Below are 20,721 nucleotides of genomic sequence, written 5' to 3' on the forward strand. Positions count from 1 at the left end.
CTCCTGCCTCGCGAGTGACGCGAGGACCGCTCTACCGTTCGGTCTTCCCGGACAGCACCGGCGTGCCCACGCGCCAGGAGCGGAGCATGCGCAGGAACATCAGCCACGGGCCGGTGGCGCTGACGAAGGGCGCGGCGACGAACGTCGCCACGAGCGTCAGCCGTGGACGTCTCCCGGTCAACCAGCTGACGGAGCGGTCCTGGCGGTCGATCCCGCCCAGTCGCGGCAGCAGCGCCAGCAGCAGGACGGCCGTGACGGGATACGCCACCAGGCCGGTGCCGACGGCGAGCACGGTCCACCAGCCACCCCCCAGCGCCGTGATCACCAGCCCGGCGGGGATGAGCAGCACCCCGGCGAACCAGATGCCGATGTCGAACAGCTCTTTCGCCACCAGCAACCATTTGCCCGGCAGGCTGACCGGCGACGGGTAGGGGCGTACGTGGTCCAGTTCCCGGGCGACCCCCAGGCTGCCGTAGCAGACATTGGCCCACCCGTTCATCATCGACCTGGTCTGGTAGTAGGGCTCGGTCAGGTTGAAGCTCGGCACCAACGCCTGCTCGACGCCGAGCAGCGAGGCGCGGTGCCCGACCGGCTCCTGCATCTCCGGGAACGGGCCGAGCTCGCGCCACGCGCCGAGATGGACGAACGTCCCCGAGCCGATCGCGTAGATCATCGGGCGGAACGGCGCGGCGAGCAGTCGCACCAGGCGCGGGCTGCGGCGCAACAGGTCGTTCTGGAGTATCCGCCCGACCTCGACGGCCAGGCCACGCCGCAGCCAGTACAGCACCTGTCCGCGCATCAGGGCGCCGTCGGCACCGGGGGCGAAGGGAGCCCGGAACCGCAGCGGCAGCTGCACCTGGTGCAGCAGCGCCGGAGGGCGGCGGCCCGCGGCGACCGCCCCACGTACCAGGTCTCCCACCGCCACGAAGGTCTCCCCGTGGGCCACCGCGTCGAAGTCGTAGACGGCCAGGTAGACGCTGTCCGGGTCGACGCCCGGCAACAGCTCGGGTAGCAGCTCCACCGCGTAGTTGAGCTGGGAACCCTTGCGCCCGTCGGTGTGGGGGAAGTGGACGTGGCACGAGCGGTGCGTACCGGGCCTGCCGTTCAACTCGGCGGTGATCTGCCGGCACAGCTCCTCGGTGGTGGGCGTCGCGTCGAAGGCGCGGCGCAGCACGCCGGGCCACTCGTCCGGCGACGTCCGCTCCAGCTCGTCGAGGGTCGCGGCGATCACCGACGGCGCGAGCACCTTCTCCAGTGCCCGCTCCCGGCCGCCACGCCTGGCCAGACCGTGTAGTTCGGTGACCACGGCGGGCAGGGCCGCCTCCTGGGCGGCACGTTCGGCCGTCTCGCGTTCGCTCGTGATGGCGACCGATATCAACGTCCCGGGATAGCGCGCGGTGGCGAACGATTCCAGCGTCTCGCGCACCAGCCGCTGCTCGCGCAGGGCCGGCAGCATGACCACGATGACGGGAAGGTCCGCGGGGGCCGTGGCCGGCGCCGCAGGGCGGTCGCGGACCGCCCGTGCCGCCACGATGATCCAAACGAGTACCCAGACCGCGTGCGCGGCGAACAGGATCGCCACGACGCGGCCCAGCACGGTGATCGTCTGCAAGATGGTGCCTACTCTTTGTCGTCGGTGGTCGGACCGGTGGACCCGAGCGGGCGCCGATCGCGGAAGTAGGGCACGATCCGGTTCTCGAACATCGCCAGCGCGGAACCGATCGCCATGTGCATGTCCAGGTACTGGTAGGTGCCGAGCCGTCCGCCGAAGAGCACGTTGCGCTCGGCGGTCTCCTGCCGGGCCAACATCCGGTACGTCCGCAGCGCGTCCCGGTCCCCGGCCGTGTTGATCGGGTAGTACGGCTCGTCCTGGTCGCCGGCGGAGCGCGAGTACTCCCGGACCAGCACCGTACGGTCGCCGCGGTACGACCGTTCCGGGTGCATGTGGCGGTACTCCACGTTCCGGGTGAACGGCACCGACTCCTCGGCGTAGTTGATCGTCGTGGTCCCCTGGTAGTCGCGGACCGGCGCCACTTCCCGCTCGAAGTCGAGCGTGCGCCAGCCGAGCCGACCCCCGCTGTAGCGGAAGTAGCGGTCCAGCGGACCGGTGTAGACGACCGGCGTCCCGTCCGGAATGGCGTCGGCCAGCTCGAAGAAGTCCGTGTTCAGGCGCAGGTCGATGCGCGGGTCGGCCGCCATCCGCGACAGCCAGGCGGTGTACCCGTCGACCGGAAGGCCTTCGTACGTGTCGTTGAAGTACCGGTTGTTGAAGTCGAACCGCACCGGCAGCCGGGCGATGACGGACCCGGGAAGTTCCTTCGGGTCTGTCTGCCACTGCTTGGCCGTGTATCCCCGGAAGAACGCGTCGTAGAGGGGCCTTCCCACCAGTGAGATGCCCTTTTCCTCGTGGCTCGGATCAGGGGGGAGTTGACCGATCTCGGCCGCCTGGTCGGCAATCAGTGCCCGTGCCTCGTCCGGGGTGAGGTAGCGGCCGAAGAATTGGCAGATCGTCGCGAGGTTGACCGGCAGGGGATACACCTGCCCCTGATAGAGGGTAAAAGCCTTGTGCCGGTATCCGGTGAACTCGGTGAAACGGTTGACGTAGGCCCAGATTCGCTCGTTCGAGGTGTGGAAGATATGGGGGCCATATCTGTGCACCTCGATTCCGGTGTCCGGGTCGACCTCCGAGTAGGCGTTGCCACCGTGATGGTCGCGCCGTTCCAGGACCAGCACCCGCTTGTCCAACTCGGCGGCGGTCCGCTCAGCGATCGTCAATCCGAACAGGCCGGATCCGACGACCACCAGGTCGTAGCCTTCGAATGTCATGTCACTGCCTCTCCGAGTAGCCAGGCCGCCGACCGGCGCTCGTCGCTGAGGCGCTGCTTCCATTCGGCCACTGCCTGCGGCTCCTTCTCGGCGAAGAGGGCGACGTAGGAAAGAGCCGTGATGATTTTGTGCAGGTGCAGCCCGGCTTCGACGTCACGTGGCGGGGTCGGGTGGGTCCGGTGCGCCGCATAGGCGGTGTGGAACGCCGCCCGTTCGGTGTCGTCCGCGAAGCACCACCAGTCGAGCTTCACGAAGTCCTCCACCGGGTCACCGGGCCGGGCGAAGTCCATGTCCAGCAGCCATACGTCGCCGGATCTGTCGACCAGCACGTTGGGTAGGTGCACATCGAGGTGGGTCAGCCGCGGAGACATCGACGGCAGCACCTCGGTGACCAGTTCCAGCAGTTTGGCGACGAGCCGATCAAGATCGCTGGGGGTAAATATCTCCAACCTGGCTGCCCGGGCGGCGTAGCGGCGGATCTTGACTGCGACCGTGTCGTGGATGCTGGTCGGCCCCTCCACGGTGTAGGGGATGTCGTGCAGCCGGGCCAGCACCGCGCCCAGCCGTTCGAGCACCCGCCGCCGCTCCCGCCCGTCCCGGGCGGCGAAGTGGTCCTCGGCATCGGTGCCGTCGATCCACTCCTGGACGAGGAAGGCGTGCCCGTCACCGTCCGATCCCGAACCCAGCAGGCGCGGCACCGGCACGCCGTGCGCCAGCGCGGTCTCGGTGGCCCTGCGGGCTCCCAGGAAGTCGTCCGCTGCCCGGGAGTCTTCGTTGATCTTGACCAGGTAGTCGCCGTCGGTGGTGTGTACCCGCCATCCGGTGCTGAAGATGCCCTTCGTGACCGGTGTCGCCCCCAGCGGGGCCGCCTGCGGCACCACCGAGGTCAGGATGTCGATGGCCGCGTCAGCTTGCATCGGAGCCTCCGGGGGAGTGGACGCCGTCGTACAGGTCGGTCAGCTCGGTCAGGCAGCGGTGCGCCAGCGCGGCCGAGGCGGCGCCCGGCCTGCTGCTCGCGCTCATCAGGCGGCTGAACAGGTGTAGCCGCAGGTAGAGGTCGACGGTGGGCGACCGTGGGTCGAGGCCGACCCATTCCGCCCACCGCGCCGGCGGCAGGCGCCACTCCCAGGCCAGCCTGACCAGATCCAGGTCGGGGTCGCCGAAGGTCGCCAGCTCCCAGTCGACGAGAACCGGGCCGTGTTCGGTCAGGATGACGTTGCCGGGGTTCGGGTCGCTGTGCAGCAGGTGGGGGCGGGTGTCTTCGAGCACGTCGAGCGCGTGGTGCAGGGTCCGGCACTGCCGCGCCTGCGCGGTGAGACCCAACGTCGCCAGTGTCTCGGCGTACGAGTCGAGCCGGCCCGCCAGGAACCCGGCCCAGCTCGGTTGGTCGGGCGCGTGCAGCCGACCGAAGGCGGGTCCGGTGATCGTGTGCGCGGCCCGCAACGCGGCGACCGACGCCCGCACGTCGAGGGCGCTGGCGGGGTTCGGTGCGCTGCCCCGCACGTACCGGATGAGGGCCGCGCTGTGCCGCCCGAACGTCGCGCTGCCGATGACCGCGGGTACCGGCGCGCGTCCGCGCAGCGACTCGAGCGCCGTCACCTCGGTGTCGCGGCGCCAGGCAGCGGTGTAGAGCTTGAGCACGGCGAGGGGGCGCACCACCAGCACCCGGTTGGTCTCCCGCTCGGTCACGACCGCCGCTCCGGTCCGGTGCCCGGTGCCCCACATCCTGGCGACCCTGCCGGCGACCGGGCGGGGTGGCGGTGCGCGGCGACAGTGGCCGGCAGCTTCAATTTCCGTGGCATTGCCCCGCCCGTACTAATTGGTTTGCTGGTGTCTCTCAAGTGTTTTGTCGAGCAAGGACGGACGGCATTTCTCGAACGTCGCGCCCGCCTTCGACCGGACACTGGCCAACGGTCTCGGGGCCTGCATAGTACCGACCGTGATGGTGATCCACAAGCATGCCCGTATCCCATTTGCGTCAGAGGGTCGCCACCCTCCGTGTTGCTCGGTCGCAATTCGACATGGACTGCGGCGGTTTCCCGCGCCGGACAATTACCGACCGTCCGCAGGGCGTTTACGCGCTGATGCTGCCGAGGTGTCCCGGTCCTGCTTGAGGTCGAACTGTCGGTGCGTTCGCCGTCACCGTTCGAATTGCTGTCGGCGGTGTCTGGAAGGCGTCTGCCTGCGGTTGTAGCATGACCGTCACGGGTATTTCGTGACGGACGGGTAATGGTGGCGGGCGGCTAAATCGTCGGGTAGGTGCGACTGTGCGTTATCGCAGGCGCGCGGGCGATCAGCGCCAGCGCAACCATTCTGACTGTGGCGACTTGGCGCGAGGGACGAATGAAGAGACGACCGGATAGCGACTCCACCGCGCAGCCCGCCCAGGCGGGGGAGGCCGCGGCTCCGGAGGTCGACGTGGCCGACGTGCGCTCGTTGCGGGTCGGCTTCTCCCCGAGACTGGACGGGATCAGCGCGAGACACGTCACGACCCTCGTCGAGCTGACCGTCGAGCTGCCACCGATCGTCGTCCAGCGGTCCTCGTTGCGGGTGGTGGACGGCATGCACCGGCTACGGGCCGCGCGTGTGCGGGGTGACCGCCACGTGCCGGTCGTCTACTTCGACGGCTCCGACGCGGATGCCTTCGTGGCCGCGGTGCAGTTGAACCTCGAGGACGGCCTGCCGCTGAGCGCCCGGGACCGGCTGGCCGCTGCCAAGCGGATCCTCGCCTCGCACCCGCAGTGGTCCGACCGCCGGATAGCGGCGGTGTGTGGCGTCGCCGCCAAGACCGTCGCCGGCCTGCGGCGGCGATCCCTGGACACGGGCCACCACCAGGACGTCCGGATCGGCCGGGACGGGCGCCGGCACCCGGTCTCGACGGAAGAGGGCCGGCGGTTGGCCGAGGCGATCGTGCGTCGCGAGCCCGATGCCAGCCTGCGCGAGGTGGCGCGCCGGTCAGGCATCTCGGTCGGGACGGCTTTCGACGTCCGCCGCAAGGCGCTCGGCGGCGGCGCCTGTGTCCCGGCCGGGCAGAAGGCCCCGGCGCCGTCGCTCGCCGAGTTGGCAGCCGTCTCGTCCCCCGACGGGCTGCCGGTGACGGATCAGGATCTCGCCGCCAGCATCCGGCTACAGCTGGAGCGGCTCCGCCAGGATCCCGCGCTGCGCTACACGGACCACGGCAAGGCCCTGCTCCGGCTGCTCACCGGGACGCTCGCCTTCATCTCGCAGTCGTCGAACACCGCTGGCAACGTTCCCGCGCATTGCCACGAGTCGCTTCGGGCTGTCGCCCAGGCCTGCGCGGGGGGCTGGTACCAATTCAGCCAGATGCTGCCCGAGGAGCGCAGACGGCACCGGACGGTCGGGCGTTGAGCCTCGCCGCCAGGGGCAGCTCCGCCCGGTCCTGACATGCGGATCCACACCCTGCTGGACACCGCCGCGCGACGGCATCCCCAGCGCACCGCGGTCGTCGACCGGAGCCACCGGTGGAGCTACCAGGAACTCCGGCAGCGAAGCGTCAACCTGGCCGGTCGGTTCCGCGCACTGGGCCTGCTGCCGGGGGACCGGATCGCCGTGCGGTCCGGCGGCGCCGGCTTCGCCGCGATCCTGTTCGCGGCGTCGTACGCGGACCTGACGCTGGCGCCGCTGTCGGCCACGATGCGTCCGTTCCAGCTTCGGGCGGTACTCGCCGACATCGAACCAGCCCTCGTGGTGGGGATCGATCCCGCAGCGGTCGAGGTGCCCGCCCGCGCCTGGTCGTCGACACAGTTCGGGGAGATCCTGGAGACGCTCGACGCGCCGGTCGGGGACGCGGTCCAGCCCGATGCCAGCCGTGCCGACGGTGGCCCGGAGGCGCCCGCCCTCCTGATGTACACGTCGGGCAGCAGCGCGCGGCCCAAGGGGGTGGTCTGTCCGCACGACAGCGTCCTCTTCGCGACCCGGGCGATCGGACAGGTCCTCGGCTACCGGCCGGACGACGTCGTGCTCTCCTGCGTGCCGCCCTCGTTCGACTACGGGCTCTACCAGCTCCTGCTCGCCACGGCTGCGGGCTCGCGGTGGGAGGCGCTCGAGGCAGGGGAGGGGATCGCCCTCCTCGAACGGATCACCAGCGCGGGGGCCACCGTCGTGCCCGTCGTGCCGGAGATCGCCACCGCGCTGCTCCGGCTGGCGGCCAGGACGGCGCTCCCGGTGCCGCAGCCGGTCCGGATGTTCACGAACACCGGCGCCCGGATGTCGCCACGGCTCGCAGACGGGCTGCGCGACGCGTTCCCGGGCGCGGCCGTGGTGCAGATGTACGGCCTGACCGAATGCAAGCGAGCCACGATCCTGGAGCCGGACGGCGACCTGGCACGCCCAGGGTCCGTCGGGCGCGCGATCCCGGGCACCGTCGTACGCGTCGTCGACCGTCAGGGTCGACCGCTACCCGCCGGCGACGTCGGCGAGGTCGTCGTCGAGGGCGCGAACGTCATGGCCGGATACTGGCGCGACCGGCAGCTGAGCGCCGCCACCTTCCGGGCGACCGCGGCTGGCCGGCGGCTGCACACGGGCGACCGCGGCCACCTGGACGTCGACGGCCACCTGTATCTGCACGGTCGCGGCGACGACGTCTTCAAGCACCGGGGCGTGCGGTCGAGCACCGCCGAGATCGAAGCGGCGGCCATGGACATCGACGGCGTCGACGGGGCCGCCGCCGTCGCGCCGGACGAGGCGAACCCGCTCACCGTCGTGGTGGCCACCGTCCTGCGGGAGAACGACGTGCTGGCGGAGCTGGCGCGCCGCCTCGAACCGGCCAAGACGCCGGAGCGTTGCGTCGCGGTCCACGCGCTGCCGCTCACCCCGCACGGGAAGGTGGACCGTCAACAGATCCGGGCGATCGCGCGTTCGCACCCACCGCCGACCCCCGTTCAAGTGCGGATTCCTTGACGGTGTCCGGGGAGTTGCTAATCTGCCGATCTTGAATCTGGCCTCCGGTAGGTGACCACTGCTGCTGGGATGAGGACCGTATGTCGTCGCGACCCACCCGCCTTGAGGCGGTCGATCTCGACACCGCTGTCCATCCCCTGCTGCCGGGCCAGCTCGCGCACCACCGCGCCCTGTGGGGGACGGCGGAGCAGGGCGTGGCAGTCTGGATGTCCTACCAGGTCACCGGCCCGCTGGACGTCGCCGCATTCGTCGGCGCGGTGCGCTCGACGGTCGCCCGGCACGCGGCGCTGCGGATCGGTGTCACGACGCTCGACGGTGAACCTGTCCAGTGGGTGCGGCCGATGCCCGACGATCGCCGGCTCGTGGCGATGACCCAGGTCACGGCGAACGACACCGAGCAGTTCACCCGCTACGTGCGCTCCGTCCTCGCGGCGGACATCCGGCGCCCCTTCGACCTCGCGGTCGAGTACCCGTTCGTGCTGCGGTTGCTGCGGTTCACTCCGACTCTGCACGCCGTGCTCGGGGTGTTCTCCAACTACGCCGTGGACGCCACCGCCCGGATGATCGTCGTACGCGACCTGTGGGGGGCCTACTTCGGCGGCGGGACCGACGCCGACCCCGTGGACGCCGACTACCTCGCCGCGGTGACCGGCCAGGCCGCCGCCGCCGACTCGGCGCGCGCCCAGGCGGTGTCCGCGTACTGGCGGCAGCGTGGCCCCTGGCTGCCGCCCCGGTGTCAGTTTCTTCCGGGGCTCGGCGGGCCGTCCGCGAGCGTCGCCCACACCGAGCTGCTGACCCTGGTCGAGGACGAGTGGAAGGACGTGCGCGAGCGCTGGCAGGCCGCCGGCTTCAGCACCGTCCAGTGGCTCCTCACGTTGTTCGCGGCCGCCGTGTTCCAGCTGACGCCGCAGGACCGCCTCGTCGTCTCGATGAAGCTGAACGGCAGGCGTCACGCCGACCAGGGCGTCGTCGGCATGTTCGACGTCGTCGTGCCGGTCGTGCTGGACCGGCCGGACCGGCCCGCCGACCTGCTGGTGCAGGTGCGGCGGGAGCTGTTGTCGGCGACCTCGCGCCGCACCGTCACGCGGCAGGCGTTGGACGACATGTGGGCGACGGCGGTCCGACGCCTGGGCCGTCCGGTCCACGACACCCTGTCGATGACGTACCTGGAGGACACCGCCGACCGCGACGACGCCGACGGCGGCGCGATCGCCATCGAGCGCGGCGCGTACACCCCGACGTTGGTCAGGACCGCCGACGGCCTGCGGATCGCCGCGAACGAGCGGCCCAACGGGCTGGGCGTCCGGCTGACCGTCGACGGCGAGACCATGTCGCAGGCCACCTTCACCAGGTTCGTCGCCGCCTTCCGCGCACTGCTGGCCGGAGACGACCCGGCCAGCGCCGCGCCGGCGACGGAGAGCGGCCCCGGGCTCACGCCACTTCGCGCACCCGACGGTGCGGTCGTGCTGGTCGTCGACCTGGCCGAGGTGACCTCGGTCCTCGACTCGCACCCCGCGGTCGCCTCCGCCAGGATCTCGGTGGAGGTCGCCGAGGACGGCGGATCGCGACTCGCCGCCGAGGTGACGCCCGCCGACGCCGGAGTCACGGCGGACGATCTCGCCAGCCACGTCCGTTCCCACGTCGCCGGCCGGCCGTTCCTGGCGGTCCCGGTGCGCATCGCGGTGGTGTCCGGCACCCCCGACGACGAACGGTCCGAGGAGCTATTCATGGATGGAGTTGGTTGAGCGTGGAGAGTGTCCACGTCGACACGGTGATCGACGAGGAAACCCTTGACGCGGTGGCGAAGCGGGTGCTCACCGTGCCGCCGGTCGGCGACGCGCCGCGCTACACCGGTGCGATGCAGTTGGCCGAGCTGGAGATCGACAGCCTCGTCGTCGCGGAACTCATCGTCGAGTTCGAGCAGGAGCTGGGTGTACTGCTGGACGTCGTCGCCGTCGACCGGATGGAGACGCTCGCGGACCTCTGCCGGGCGCTGCAACCGGCAGCAGGCTGAGCCATGCCCGTGACTATCCATGCCGATCCGCTGGCGCAGCGGATCGTCCGGCTGCGAGAGGCGGTCGCGGCGACCGGCCTGCGCCACCTCGCGGTCGAGGTGGCCTCCGGGCCGGATCTCGTGGTCGCACTGCGTGCGCTCCGCCCGCTCGACGCGTCCGTGGTCGTGGTGGGTCCGACCGTCACCGCGTCGGCGCTGGCGGAGCTGCGCCCGCAGGCCGTGCTGAACGTCGCGAGCGGGCGGATCCGGCCTACCGAGGAGGGCAGCCGGCCCTCCGGCGCAGGGCAGGGCGGGCTGTGGATCTTCTCGTCGGGCACCACGGGTACCCCGACCCCGACCTACTGGCCCTGGCCGGAGCTGACCCGCGGCGCCGACTGGGACACCGCGCACCGTGACGAGAGGTGGGGGATCGGCTACGCACCCTTCACCTACGCCGGGGTGGAGGCCGTGAGCCAGGCGTTGGGCCGGGCTGCCAGCATCGACTTCCTCACCCCGACCGACCTGGCCGTCGGGACGGGCGCACGCTACGACGTCGTCGCCGGCACCCCGTCGTTCTGGCGGATGGCGGCGCTGCACCGGGGGACCGACGAGGCCCGACCGCAGGTGCACACCGTCTCGATGGGCGGCGAGCCGGTGGACGCCCAGCTGCTACGGCTGATCGAGTCGGCGTTCGCGCCGCAACGCGTCCTGCAGTTCTACGCCAGCACCGAGCTGGGCCGGATCGCCACCGTCTCCGACGGGCTGCCGGGCCTGCCGCTCTCCGTCCTCGACGGGTACGGGCCGACCGGGAAGGCGCTGACGGTGCGTGACGGCGAGCTGCTCCTGTCCCCGGCGCCCGGCGCACCGTACCTGCCGACGGGGGACGAGGCGGCGATCCACGGTGGGCGCCTGCACATCCTCGGGCGACGCGGCGAGGTCATCAACGTGGGTGGGGTGAAGGTCGTGCCCGGCCACGTGGCCCGGCTGCTGCGGGAACTCCCGGACGTCGTCGCGGTCCGCGTCTACCCGGTGCGCAGCAGCGTGCTCGGCGCCGTCGTCGGCGCCGACGTCGTCACGCCGCCGGGCGCCGACCGTGACCTGGTCGTGCAGCGGGTCAAGGCCCATGCCCGCCGCGTACTGGCCCCGGCGGAACAACCGCGTCGCGTCACCGTCGTCGACCAGCTTCCGACGGCACCGTCCGGAAAGGCGGCCCGCGGTGAGTGAGGCACTCGGGACGGTGTTCGTCACCGGCGGTACCCGGGGTATCGGGCTGGCTGTCACCCGGCAGCTGCTGACCGTCGGTTACCGGGTGGTCGCCGTGGCACGGACCGCTCCCAGCGAGTTCGCGGCCCTGCGGGAGTCCGTCGGTGACCCGCTGACGTTCCTCGCCGCCGACCTCACCAGCGGCGACGATCGGCTCGCGGTGGCCAACCGGCTCCGGGAGTGCGCCGATCTCCACGGTCTCGTCAACAACGCGGGGGTGGCGAGCGCGGCTCTGCACGTGGCCGCCGCACGGTCGGACATGACCCGGATGTGGCAGCTCAACGTCGAGGTCCCGATGTCCCTGTCCCAGGCGGCGGTCAAGGCGATGTACCGCCGTGGCGGACGCATCGTCAACATCACCTCGATCGCGGCCCATCGGACCTTCCGTGGGCTCGGCGCGTACACCGCGACCAAGTGCGCTCTGGAAGGGTTCTCGAGGGTGCTCGCCGCCGAGGTCGGCAGCCGGGGCATCACGGTCAACTGCGTCGCACCGGGCTTCATCGACACCGCCATGACCGCATCGATCGAGGACGGCCTCCGCGCCGCGATCAATCGACGGAACATGCTCAACCGGGCCGCCACCGTCGCCGACGTGGCGCGGTCGGTCGAGTTCCTGCTCTCACCCGCCGCGGAGGCCATCACCGCGCAGGTGCTCCGGGTCGACTCGGGCAGCGGCGGATGAGCACGCTGGACAAGACCGGGCAGGCGGAACAGGCCCCCCGGCCGCCGGAGGCGACGAGCCTACCGACGGAGTTCACCGACCGACGGCAGCGCTTCCGGCGCGAGGCGTTGCGTCACCACGGCGTCAACCGGGATACCGGCGACGCGGTGGAGCTCGGCTGGCGGGCGCTACCCGGCCTGGCCGCGTTGCGCAGCCTGCGGTGGCGCAACGTGCGGGCCGCGCTGCGGGTCTCGCGCACCCGGGTTCCGGTCGTGCTCCAGTCGCAGATGAGCGAGTGTGGGGCTGCCGCGCTGGCGATGGTCCTCGCCTACTTCGGTCAACCGGTCCCCCTCGACGAGTTGCGCACCGAGACCAACACGGGCCGGGACGGGGTCGCGGCCCGCGCGATGCTCGCTGCCGCGCGGCGGCGCGGCCTGGTCGCGCGCGGAGTCCGGGTCTCCATCGAAGGGCTGCGCAACCTCCCCCCGGCGACCATCCTCTTCTGGAACTTCATCCACTTCGTCGTGTTGGAGCGGGTGACCGACACCCACCTGTACATCGTCGATCCGGCCTTCGGCCGGCGTAAGGTCAGCCTGGCCGAGGCCGGCAAGGCGTTCACCGGTGTGGCGCTGGAGTTCCATCCACCGGTCGGCGCCACGACGTCGCGGCGAGGGGCCGACGCCCGGAACCTCGGCGCGAGCCGCCTGCCGTACCTGTCGAAGTTCTTCCCGCGTACGGCCGCCTGGGTTCCTCTCGCGCTGACCTCGGTCGCGCTGACCCTGTGCGGCCTGGCGGTGCCGGCCGCCTCCACCTACGTCGTGCACCGGGCGGGCCAGCCCGGCGAACCGGTCAGCGCCTGGCTGCTGTTCGGGGCGGCGGTCGTGCTGTTCGCGATGTACTTCTGGATGCAGACCGTCCGTCGGCTGGCCCTGCTGTCCGTGCAGACTCTCGCCGACAAGTCGGTGACCCTCGGAGCGGTCCACCACCTCGTCGCCCTGCCGTTCGACTACTTCGCCCAGCGCCACACCGGCGACCTCTCCATGCGGGTCCGCACCAGCAACGCGGTCCGTCAGATCCTGACGGGATCCGCGCTGTCGGCCGTGCTCGACGGGGTGCTGGTGCTCGTGTACGGCGGGCTCATCGTCGTCGCGGACCGGCGTCTCGGCGCGCTGGTGCTCACCCTCGCCGTCGCCCAGCTCGCTCTGCTCGCGTTCAGCTGGCGCAAGCAGGAATACCTGACCGCGGCGTTGTTGGAGGCGCAGGCGAAGAGCCACACCGAGCTGTTCCAGTTGCTGGACAGCGTGCCGACGCTGAAGGCCTCCGGGCTGGAGGGCGCCGCGGCGGAGACCTGGAGCCACACGTTCGTCGCCGAGGTGAACGCCAGGACCCGCAGCCGGCGGTTCCTCGGCGTGTGCGAGGCCGTCAGCACCGCGATCCAGTTCCTCGCTCCGCTCGCCGTGCTCGCCGCCGGTCTGGTCCTGCTCGGTCGCGGCGAGATCTCCCTGTCCCGGGTGGTGGGCTTCTCCGCCCTGGCCATGGGAATGTTCGTACCGCTGGCGAGTCTGGTGCAGACCGGGCTGGAGGTCGCCGGCCTGAGGGCCACGTTGACCCGGCTCGCCGACATCCTGGACGCGCGACCGGAGGCCGGCCCGGACGCGGTGGTGCCGTCCCGCGTCACCGGCGCCATCACGCTCGACGACGTGCGGTTCGCCTATCCGGGCGCGCGGACGCCGGCGCTCGTGGACGTCAACGCACAGATCGAGCCCGGGCAGTTCACTCTCATCCTCGGTGAGTCCGGCTCCGGCAAGTCGACGCTCGCCATGCTGCTGGCGGGGCTCTACCTGCCCAGCGCCGGCACGGTGTCCCTCGACGGCACGCCGACGGATCAGCTGGACCGGCCGGCCGCGCGGCGGTCGATGGCGTACGTCCGGCAGGACGCCCGGCTGTTCGGCGGGACCATCCGGGAGAACATCGCGCTCGGCCGGCCGGAGTGCTCCCTGGAGGACGTCATCGCCGCTGCCCGGCTGGCCGAGGTCCACGACGACATCGACGCGATGCCGATGCGGTACGAGACGCTGCTCGGCAGTTCCGGGACGGGCCTGTCCGGTGGGCAGATCCAACGCATCTCCCTGGCGCGGGCCCTGCTGCGGAACTCCGAGCTGCTGATCCTCGACGAGGCGACCAGCGCCCTCGACCGGCTCACGGAGGACCGCATCATGGCCAACCTGCGCCGGACCGGGCGCTCGCTGGTGGTCGTCGCCCACCGCCTCTCCCATCCCGAGGCCGCCGACCAGATCCTCGTCATGAGCGACGGCAGGCTCGTCCAGCGTGGCCGCCACGAGGACCTGATGGCCGAGGACGGTCTGTACCGGCGCCTCGTGGGAGGTGCCTCGTGACAGCCGAGCGTTGGCTCGACCGGCAGGCGCTCGACGCCCTGCTGCCGCTGATCCTGCAGGTGCCGCACTCGCATCGGCGCTTCGAGATGGACGCCGCCACGGCCGCCGCCGAGTACCAGATCGACGGGCCGGGCCTCGACGTCCTCGTCGCCGCCGGTCTGCCCTCGGCGGCCGGCGCGGACGGCCTCCTGTTCGACGCCACCGACCTGCGCAACGTCTCGGTGCACCTGGACCCGCGCTCGCGCGGGCGCAAGGTCCTCTCCTGGTGGATCCGCGAGCTGGGGCGCCCCACCGCCCACGCCCGCTACCGGATGGACTACGTGGCGCAGTGCCCGGAGCCCGGGCACGACGAGCCGTGCCGGTGGCGCCTCGCGGTGCCGGACGACGCCTGGCACGAGACGACGTCGGCACAGGACCGGGGCGGCGTGCTGCACTCGGTGACGTTCGACCGGCCGCGGACCTGGCCGGAACTGCCGACCGCGGTGCTCGACCTGCTGGCGGAGACCCGGCACATCCGGTTCCTCTGGCTGCCGGAGACGTTGCGCGCCGACAGCGCCTTCGTCCGTGACACCGGGATCGGCGACTGCGTCGGCGTGGCCCACCTGCTGGTCGAGGAGGCCCGCAGGCGGGGACTGACCGCCCGGTTCTCCTTCGGCAGGTCGCTGACCCCACCGATCTCCGCATCGCACTCGTGGGCGGAGTTCCAGGTCGACGGGGTCTGGGTCCCGGTCGACCCGGTGCTCCTGGACGCCCTGGGGCAGTGGGGCATGGCCGGGCCAGAGTGGCAGCGCGACCGCTCGCTCGGTGCCATTCTCGGCCGCGTCGGACCCAGCTGGCGCGACCTGGTGACGCATGCCGGTCAGCCGGTTTTCGCGAGATTCCCAACCTACCGCGACACGGGAGGGTGACATGGTGGATTGGCCACCCGCCTTTGAACCACTCATTCGGGAGCGCAGTCGGCTGCTCAGTGCCGACTCGCCCCTGGAGCCTGACCAGAGCCTGACCGAGCTCGGTGTCGACTCGCTGGAAGTGGTCGAGTTGATCGTCAACCTGGAGACCGAGTTCGACATCGAGATCCCACCCGAGCTGTTGCAGCCGGAGGTCTTCGCGACTCCGGGCACCATCTGGAACGCGGTCAGGAGCCTGATGTGACCGGCCCCGTCGAGGAGAGACACGCGGACATGCACCAGTCGTGGGAGCGGCTCACCACGGTCGCCGCCAGGTTGAGCGACCAGGCGCGGGACCAGCGCTACCACGTCTTCGACATCTTCGACTGGCCGGCGGAACTGCCGACGGACCAGTTCTGGATGAGCCCGGAGTTGACGACGTGCTACGGCACCGCGGTGTGGGACCGCCTGTCGGATGCCGAACGGGTGCGCCTGACCCAGGCCGAGGCGGTGAACTTCTTCAGTCTCAACGTCCACCTCATCCGCGAGCTGATCGGCGAGGTGGCCGGGCGGATCTACGACACGCGGTACCCGGGCCTGTCGGAGTTCTTCCACGACTTCATCCACGAAGAGAACGAACACATGTGGTTCTTCGCCCAGTTCTGCCAGCGGTACGGGGGGAAGGTCTACAAGACCAAGCGCGTCGCCGGCACCGCGATCGAGGGTGGCCCCGCCATCCGTGACCTCGTCATCTTCGGTCGCATCCTCATCGCGGAGGAGCTGTGCGACTACTACAACGCGAAGATGGCGACCGACGGCCGGCTGCCGCACATCGCGCAGCAGATCAACGCCGTCCACCACCAGGACGAGTCGCGACACATCGCCTTCGGTCGGCAGATGATGCGGGCGCTGTACGAGGAGGCGAAGCAGAGCGCGACGCCGGAGGAGATGGCGGGAGCCGGGACGTACCTGTCCCGCTACGTCAGCTCGTGCCTGCGGGCGTTCTACCACCCCGAGGTGTACGCGGACGCCGCCCTTCCCGAGGCCAGGCGGATCCGCGCCGAGGTGCTCGGCGACCAGTACCGTCAGGAGTTCCATCGGACCGTGATGCACAAGACCACCCGCTTCTTCGACCGGTTGGGGCTCTTCACGGAAGACACGGTGGCCTGGTGACCGGTCAGCTGCCACGACGTCTGCTGCACGAGTGGTTCATCGCCGGCCTGGCGACGGCGCCGGACCGGGTCGCGCTGCGGATCGGTCGCCAGGAGTGGACGTACACGGAGCTGGACCAGGTGGCCCGGCGCTGGGCCGGCGGGCTGGTCGCGTGCGGGGCGCGGAGCGTCGGCATCCTCGCGGTGCGCAGCATCGAGTCGTACGCCGGGCTCCTCGCCACGCTCTACGCCGGCGCGACGGCGGTGCCGCTCAGCCCGGGCTTCCCCGCCGCGCGTACCTGCCGGATGGCGGCGCAGGCCGGCGTCGACACGCTGATCGTCGACCGGTCGGGGGCGGCGGCGCTCGCGCACCTCACGGCGGCCCTGCCCGGCCTCACCGTGGCGGCGCAGGCCGCGACGCCGCTGGACGCCCTGCCCCGGGCCGGCTACGACGACGTGGCGTACGTGCTGTTCACCTCTGGCTCCACCGGCCGGCCCAAGGGCGCGGCGATCACGCACGCCAACATGGACAGCTTCCTGCGGTACAACCTCGACCGTTACGACCTCGGCCCGGGCGACGTGTGCTCGCAGACCTTCGACCAGACCTTCGACCTGGCGATGTTCGACCTCTTCGTGGCCTGGGGCGCGGGTGCCACCGTGGTGTCCACACCGCCGCAGGTGTTCACCGCGCTGCCGGAGTTCCTGGCCGCCGAGCGGGTGACGTTCTGGTTCTCCGTGCCCAGCGCCATCGCTCTGGTGCGGCGCCGGGGCGGGCTGACTCCCCGCTCGATGCCGACGCTGCGGTGGAGCCTCTTCTGCGGTGAGGCGCTGCGCATGACGGATGCCGAGGACTGGCAGCGGGCGGCGGCCGGATCGGTGGTGGAGAACCTGTACGGCCCGACCGAGCTGACCATCGCCTGCTCCGCGCACCGGTTGTCCGAGGACTCGGCCGACCTCGCCGTGCACGGCGTCGTCCCCATCGGCGCGCCGTACCCGCATCTCAGATACCGCATCGTCGAGGACGGCGTCGATGGCACCGAGGGCGAGCTGTGCGTGACCGGGCAGCAGATGTTCCCCGGGTATCTCGATCCGGCCGACGACGAGGGCCGCTTCCACGACGGCGACTCGGTGCGCTGGTACCGCACCGGCGACCGGGTCCGGGAGTGCGCCGGCGGTGAACTCGTCTATCTCGGTCGGGTCGACCGGCAGGTGAAGGTCCGCGGCTACCGGGTCGAGCTGGACGAGCTGGAGTGGCACGTCGGGCAGTTGCCGGGGGTGGAACGGGCCGTCGCGGTGGCGTTCGAGGCGTCCGGGCGGACGGAGCTGGCGGTATTCTACGTCGGCACCCCGGGCGTGGACATCCGTCGCCCGATGTCCTCGATCCTGCCGGGATACATGGTTCCGCTGCTGTGCCGCGACATCGACGCGTTCCCGCACACGGCGAACGGCAAGATCGACCGTGGGGTGCTCGCCGCACGGGCCCGGGACCTCGTGGCCGGCGGACAGGTCACCCATGCGTGAGAGCCGGCTGCGCCCGCTGGCCGACTCCACCCTCGGGGCGATGCTGTCCATCCGACGCTTCGAGTACGCGGTCCTCGACCTGCTCGGCCGGGGACTGATCCCGGGCACCAGCCACACCTGCCTCGGCCAGGAGTACGTCCCGGTCGTGGTCGAGTCCCTGCTGCGCCCCGATGACGAGGTGTTCAGCAACCACCGGGGACACGGCCACTTCCTGGCGCGGTACGACGATCCGGCGGGGCTGCTCGCCGAGCTCGCCGGCCGTGAGGGCGCGTTGTGCGGCGGGATGGGCGGTTCGCAGCACATCCGCCGCCCGGGCTTCATGTCCACCGGCATCCAGGGGCAACTGGTGCCGGTCGCGGTGGGCACCGCCTTCGACATGCGGCGCACCGGAACGAACTCGATCTCCGTGGTGTACGTCGGGGACGGCACCTGGGGCGAGGGGGTGGTGTACGAGGCGCTCAACCTCGCCGCGCTCTGGCGGGTGCCGATGGTCGTCGTCGTCGAACACAACGGGATCGCCCAGTCCACCCCGACCTCGGCACAGATGGCCGGTAGCGTCGCCGACCGCTGTGCCGCCTTCGGCATCCGCCACGTCGAGGTGACCGGCATCGACGTCGACGCCATCCGGGCCAGCCTGGCGCCGCTCGTCGCCGCCGTACGTCACGACGGGTCTCCGTTGGTGGTCGAGTTCGACACGGTGCGGCTCGGCCCGCACAGCAAGGGCGACGACACCCGCACGCCGGCGGAGCTCGAGGCCCTCGCCGGGCGTGACTGGTACCCGTACTACCGTGCGGCGTTCCCGGAGCAGGTCGACCGCCTGGACGCGGCGGCGACCGGGAAGATCCGCGACGTGGTCGAGTCGGTACTCGCCCGACCGCTGATCGGCGCCGGTCATGGCTGAGCCGGGGACCGAGCGGGTCGGGGAGGGCCTCAACCGTGCCCTGGCGACCCTGCTCGCGGAGAGGCCGGATCTCCATCTGATCGGCGAGGACATGGCCGACCCGTACGGCGGCGCCTTCGGCGTCACCCGCGGGCTGTCCACCGGGTATCCCGAACGTGTCCTCAGCACTCCGATCAGCGAGCAGGCGATCGTGGGCTTCGCGGTCGGCCTGGCCCTGCGGGGCCGGGAGGCGGTGGTCGAGGTGATGTTCTCCGACTTCGCCACCCTGTGCTTCGACCAGATCGTCAACCTGGCCAGCAAGGCCGTCACGATGTACGGCGAACCGGTGCGGATGCCGCTGGTGGTCCGGTGCCCGACGGGGGGCAACCGCGGATACGGGCCCACCCACAGCCAGAGCCTGCAGAAGCACTTCGTGGGCGTGCCCAACCTCGCCGTGCACGAGCTGAGCCCGGTGCACGACGCGCACGCCACACTGGCCCGCATCCTCGACTCGGGGGCTCCCGCGATGTACTTCGAGGACAAGGTGCTCTACGGCCGTCGACGGTTCGGCGCGGCGGCCGGAGACGAGCTGTTCCACTGCGAGCGGATCGGTGGCGCCTGCGACTTCGCCGTGTTGGGCGTGCGCGGGGTCGACCGGGCCGACGTCGTGGTCATCGCACCGGGCGGCCTCACCGACAGGGTGCTCGGCGGAATGCGGGGTGCCTATCTGAGTGACGAGATCGCGGTGCGTGCGGTGGTGCCGTCGCGGCTCTATCCGTTCGACCCCGCGCCGCTGGCTGCTCTGGTCGCCGGGGCCGGACGGGTGGTGGTCGTCGAGGACGCGACGGCCGGCGGCACGTGGGGGGCCGAGGTGGCTCACACCATCCACCAGCAGATGTGGGACCTGCTGTCCCAGCCCGTCCGGCTGCTCCACGCGCCGCCAAGCACCATCCCCGCCGCACCCCACCTCGAGCGTGCGGTACTGGTCCAGGCGGACGACATCCGCGCCGTGGTGACGGCGGTCGCCGGTGGGTGACATCCGGCTGCCGCGGCTCAACGCGACCGACGAGGAGTACACGCTCATCGAGTGGCTGGTCGGCGACGGGGCGCCGGTCGAGGCGGGCACCGCGGTAGCTCTGGTGGAGACCTCCAAGGCGGCGCACGAACTCGTCGCGGACGACGCCGGCATCCTGTGGCAGCGGACGTCCGCACCGTCGACCTGCCGCCCCGGGGAGGTGGTGGCGACCGTCGGCGGGGACGACCGCCCGCCACCGGTGCGGCAGGCTTGCGATGCGGATCCGATCACCATCACCGAGCCGGCCCGGCGGCTGATGGCCGAACACGGTGTGGCGGAGGCGGACGTACGGTCGATCGGCAAGCCGGTCATCGCGCGGTCGGACATCGAACAGCTGGTCGCCGGGCAGGCGCCGCCGGCCACGGCCGAGCGGGTGACCGTGTCCGCGGCCCAGCGACGGGTCGCCCGTACGGTGTCCGCCTCGCACCGCGAGATCCCCGCCGCGTACACGGTCGTCAAGGTGGTCGCCGATCGACTGAAACAACGCCTGCGTGCCGAGGCGGCGACCATCGGCTTCGTCGGCATCCCGGAGCTGGTGGTCGAGGCGATCGCGGCGCGGCGGGCGGAGTTCCCGCTGTGCTTCGCGCGAGCGGAGGGCGATCAGGCGGCGACGGTTCGGCCGGGAGCGCACGTCGGTGTCACCATCGACGTCGGGAGGGGCCTCTACCTGCCGGTCGTCGCCGACGCCGACACCCGGCCGCTGCGGGACGTCGCCGCCGACCTGTTGCGGTTCCGTCGCGCCGCCGTGCGCGGGGAATTCGCCGAGGCGGATCTGGCCGGGTCGAACATCGCGCTCACGATACATACGGACGCGGACGTCGTGCATGCGCAGCCGCTCATCTTCCCGGAACACACATGCGCGGTCTCTCTCGCCTCGATGCAGCGCGAGTTGGTGCTTCAGAATGATGGCTCGGTCACCACCAGTGACTATTTCCATCTGGGTTTGGCATATGACCATCGTTTTGTCAACGGTCGGTCGGCGGTGGCGTTCCTGCGCGCGGTCAAGGCCGATCTGGAGGCGGGTTGATAGCCCTCTGACAGTTGTCAGTTGAACGCGACCAACGCGACATCGCCCGTGGACATGACGGAGGTATCCTATGGCCCCCAGCCCGCTATGGAAGGGCTGTCGATCCGTGTGGAACCTGTGG

18 protein-coding genes are annotated in these 20,721 nt (G+C 71.1%); 14 read left to right on the forward strand and 4 right to left on the reverse strand.

What is annotated here, in order from left to right; all coding sequences use genetic code 11:
• Positions 1–31: 31 nt before the first annotated feature.
• Genes OG989_RS19475 through OG989_RS19490 form a run of 4 tightly spaced genes read right to left on the reverse strand, consistent with a single transcriptional unit; the run spans position 32 to position 4,515 of the window.
• On the reverse strand, positions 32–1,612 hold the full coding sequence (locus OG989_RS19475; RefSeq protein ID WP_151452699.1) for a hypothetical protein: 1,581 nt from the start codon (positions 1,610–1,612) through the stop codon (positions 32–34).
• An 8-nt stretch (positions 1,613–1,620) separates the two neighbouring features.
• Complete coding sequence (gene glf / locus OG989_RS19480; protein WP_151452698.1) at positions 1,621–2,826, reverse strand: UDP-galactopyranose mutase; 1,206 nt, start codon at positions 2,824–2,826, stop codon at positions 1,621–1,623.
• Positions 2,823–3,743, reverse strand: a complete 921-nt coding sequence (locus OG989_RS19485) for a phosphotransferase family protein (RefSeq protein ID WP_327027944.1) — start codon at positions 3,741–3,743, stop codon at positions 2,823–2,825. The genes glf and OG989_RS19485 overlap by 4 nt, the downstream gene beginning before the upstream one ends.
• Complete coding sequence (locus OG989_RS19490; protein ID WP_327027945.1) at positions 3,733–4,515, reverse strand: phosphotransferase family protein; 783 nt, start codon at positions 4,513–4,515, stop codon at positions 3,733–3,735. The genes OG989_RS19485 and OG989_RS19490 overlap by 11 nt, the downstream gene beginning before the upstream one ends.
• 570 nt (positions 4,516–5,085) lie before the next feature.
• Here OG989_RS19490 and OG989_RS19495 point away from each other — a divergent pair.
• The 14 genes from OG989_RS19495 to OG989_RS19560 all read left to right on the forward strand — a co-directional run bounded on the left by OG989_RS19495 (position 5,086) and on the right by OG989_RS19560 (position 20,600).
• On the forward strand, positions 5,086–6,195 hold the full coding sequence (locus tag OG989_RS19495; RefSeq protein ID WP_327027946.1) for a transcriptional regulator: 1,110 nt from the start codon (positions 5,086–5,088) through the stop codon (positions 6,193–6,195).
• A 36-nt stretch (positions 6,196–6,231) separates the two neighbouring features.
• On the forward strand, positions 6,232–7,746 hold the full coding sequence (locus tag OG989_RS19500; RefSeq protein ID WP_151452694.1) for a class I adenylate-forming enzyme family protein: 1,515 nt from the start codon (positions 6,232–6,234) through the stop codon (positions 7,744–7,746).
• A gap of 80 nt (positions 7,747–7,826) precedes the next feature.
• Positions 7,827–9,491, forward strand: a complete 1,665-nt coding sequence (locus OG989_RS19505; RefSeq protein ID WP_327027947.1) for a condensation domain-containing protein — start codon at positions 7,827–7,829, stop codon at positions 9,489–9,491.
• Between the two features lie 2 nt (positions 9,492–9,493).
• Entirely contained in the window at positions 9,494–9,760 is a 267-nt protein-coding gene (locus tag OG989_RS19510; protein WP_089000851.1) for an acyl carrier protein, read from the forward strand.
• A gap of 9 nt (positions 9,761–9,769) precedes the next feature.
• The gene (locus OG989_RS19515; protein ID WP_327027949.1) at positions 9,770–10,963 is read left to right on the forward strand and encodes a class I adenylate-forming enzyme family protein; all 1,194 of its coding nucleotides are present in this window, start codon (positions 9,770–9,772) and stop codon (positions 10,961–10,963) included.
• Positions 10,956–11,684, forward strand: coding sequence for an SDR family NAD(P)-dependent oxidoreductase (locus OG989_RS19520; protein ID WP_192581243.1), 729 nt, complete (start codon positions 10,956–10,958; stop codon positions 11,682–11,684). Before OG989_RS19515 ends, OG989_RS19520 begins: the two co-directional genes overlap by 8 nt.
• Positions 11,681–14,059 carry a peptidase domain-containing ABC transporter gene (locus tag OG989_RS19525; protein WP_327027951.1) on the forward strand — a complete coding sequence of 793 codons (2,379 nt, stop codon included), beginning with the start codon at positions 11,681–11,683 and terminating at the stop codon, positions 14,057–14,059. The genes OG989_RS19520 and OG989_RS19525 overlap by 4 nt, the downstream gene beginning before the upstream one ends.
• Complete coding sequence (locus tag OG989_RS19530; RefSeq protein WP_327027953.1) at positions 14,056–14,967, forward strand: transglutaminase domain-containing protein; 912 nt, start codon at positions 14,056–14,058, stop codon at positions 14,965–14,967. Before OG989_RS19525 ends, OG989_RS19530 begins: the two co-directional genes overlap by 4 nt.
• Position 14,968: 1 nt before the next feature.
• A complete protein-coding gene (locus tag OG989_RS19535; RefSeq protein WP_101409372.1) occupies positions 14,969–15,211 on the forward strand; it encodes a phosphopantetheine-binding protein in 243 nt (80 codons plus the stop codon).
• Positions 15,208–16,119 carry a diiron oxygenase gene (locus OG989_RS19540; protein WP_327027956.1) on the forward strand — a complete coding sequence of 304 codons (912 nt, stop codon included), beginning with the start codon at positions 15,208–15,210 and terminating at the stop codon, positions 16,117–16,119. The genes OG989_RS19535 and OG989_RS19540 overlap by 4 nt, the downstream gene beginning before the upstream one ends.
• A complete protein-coding gene (locus tag OG989_RS19545) occupies positions 16,116–17,618 on the forward strand; it encodes an AMP-binding protein (RefSeq protein WP_327027957.1) in 1,503 nt (500 codons plus the stop codon). The genes OG989_RS19540 and OG989_RS19545 overlap by 4 nt, the downstream gene beginning before the upstream one ends.
• Complete coding sequence (locus OG989_RS19550; RefSeq protein WP_327027959.1) at positions 17,611–18,519, forward strand: thiamine pyrophosphate-dependent dehydrogenase E1 component subunit alpha; 909 nt, start codon at positions 17,611–17,613, stop codon at positions 18,517–18,519. The genes OG989_RS19545 and OG989_RS19550 overlap by 8 nt, the downstream gene beginning before the upstream one ends.
• Positions 18,512–19,534, forward strand: coding sequence for an alpha-ketoacid dehydrogenase subunit beta (locus tag OG989_RS19555; protein WP_327027960.1), 1,023 nt, complete (start codon positions 18,512–18,514; stop codon positions 19,532–19,534). The genes OG989_RS19550 and OG989_RS19555 overlap by 8 nt, the downstream gene beginning before the upstream one ends.
• Positions 19,527–20,600: a 2-oxo acid dehydrogenase subunit E2 gene (locus OG989_RS19560; RefSeq protein ID WP_327027961.1), complete on the forward strand. Its 1,074-nt coding sequence runs from the start codon at positions 19,527–19,529 to the stop codon at positions 20,598–20,600. The genes OG989_RS19555 and OG989_RS19560 overlap by 8 nt, the downstream gene beginning before the upstream one ends.
• The last annotated feature ends 121 nt before the right edge of the window (positions 20,601–20,721 follow it).

This window comes from Micromonospora sp. NBC_01740, from assembly GCF_035920365.1.
Classification (GTDB): domain Bacteria; phylum Actinomycetota; class Actinomycetes; order Mycobacteriales; family Micromonosporaceae; genus Micromonospora; species Micromonospora reichwaldensis.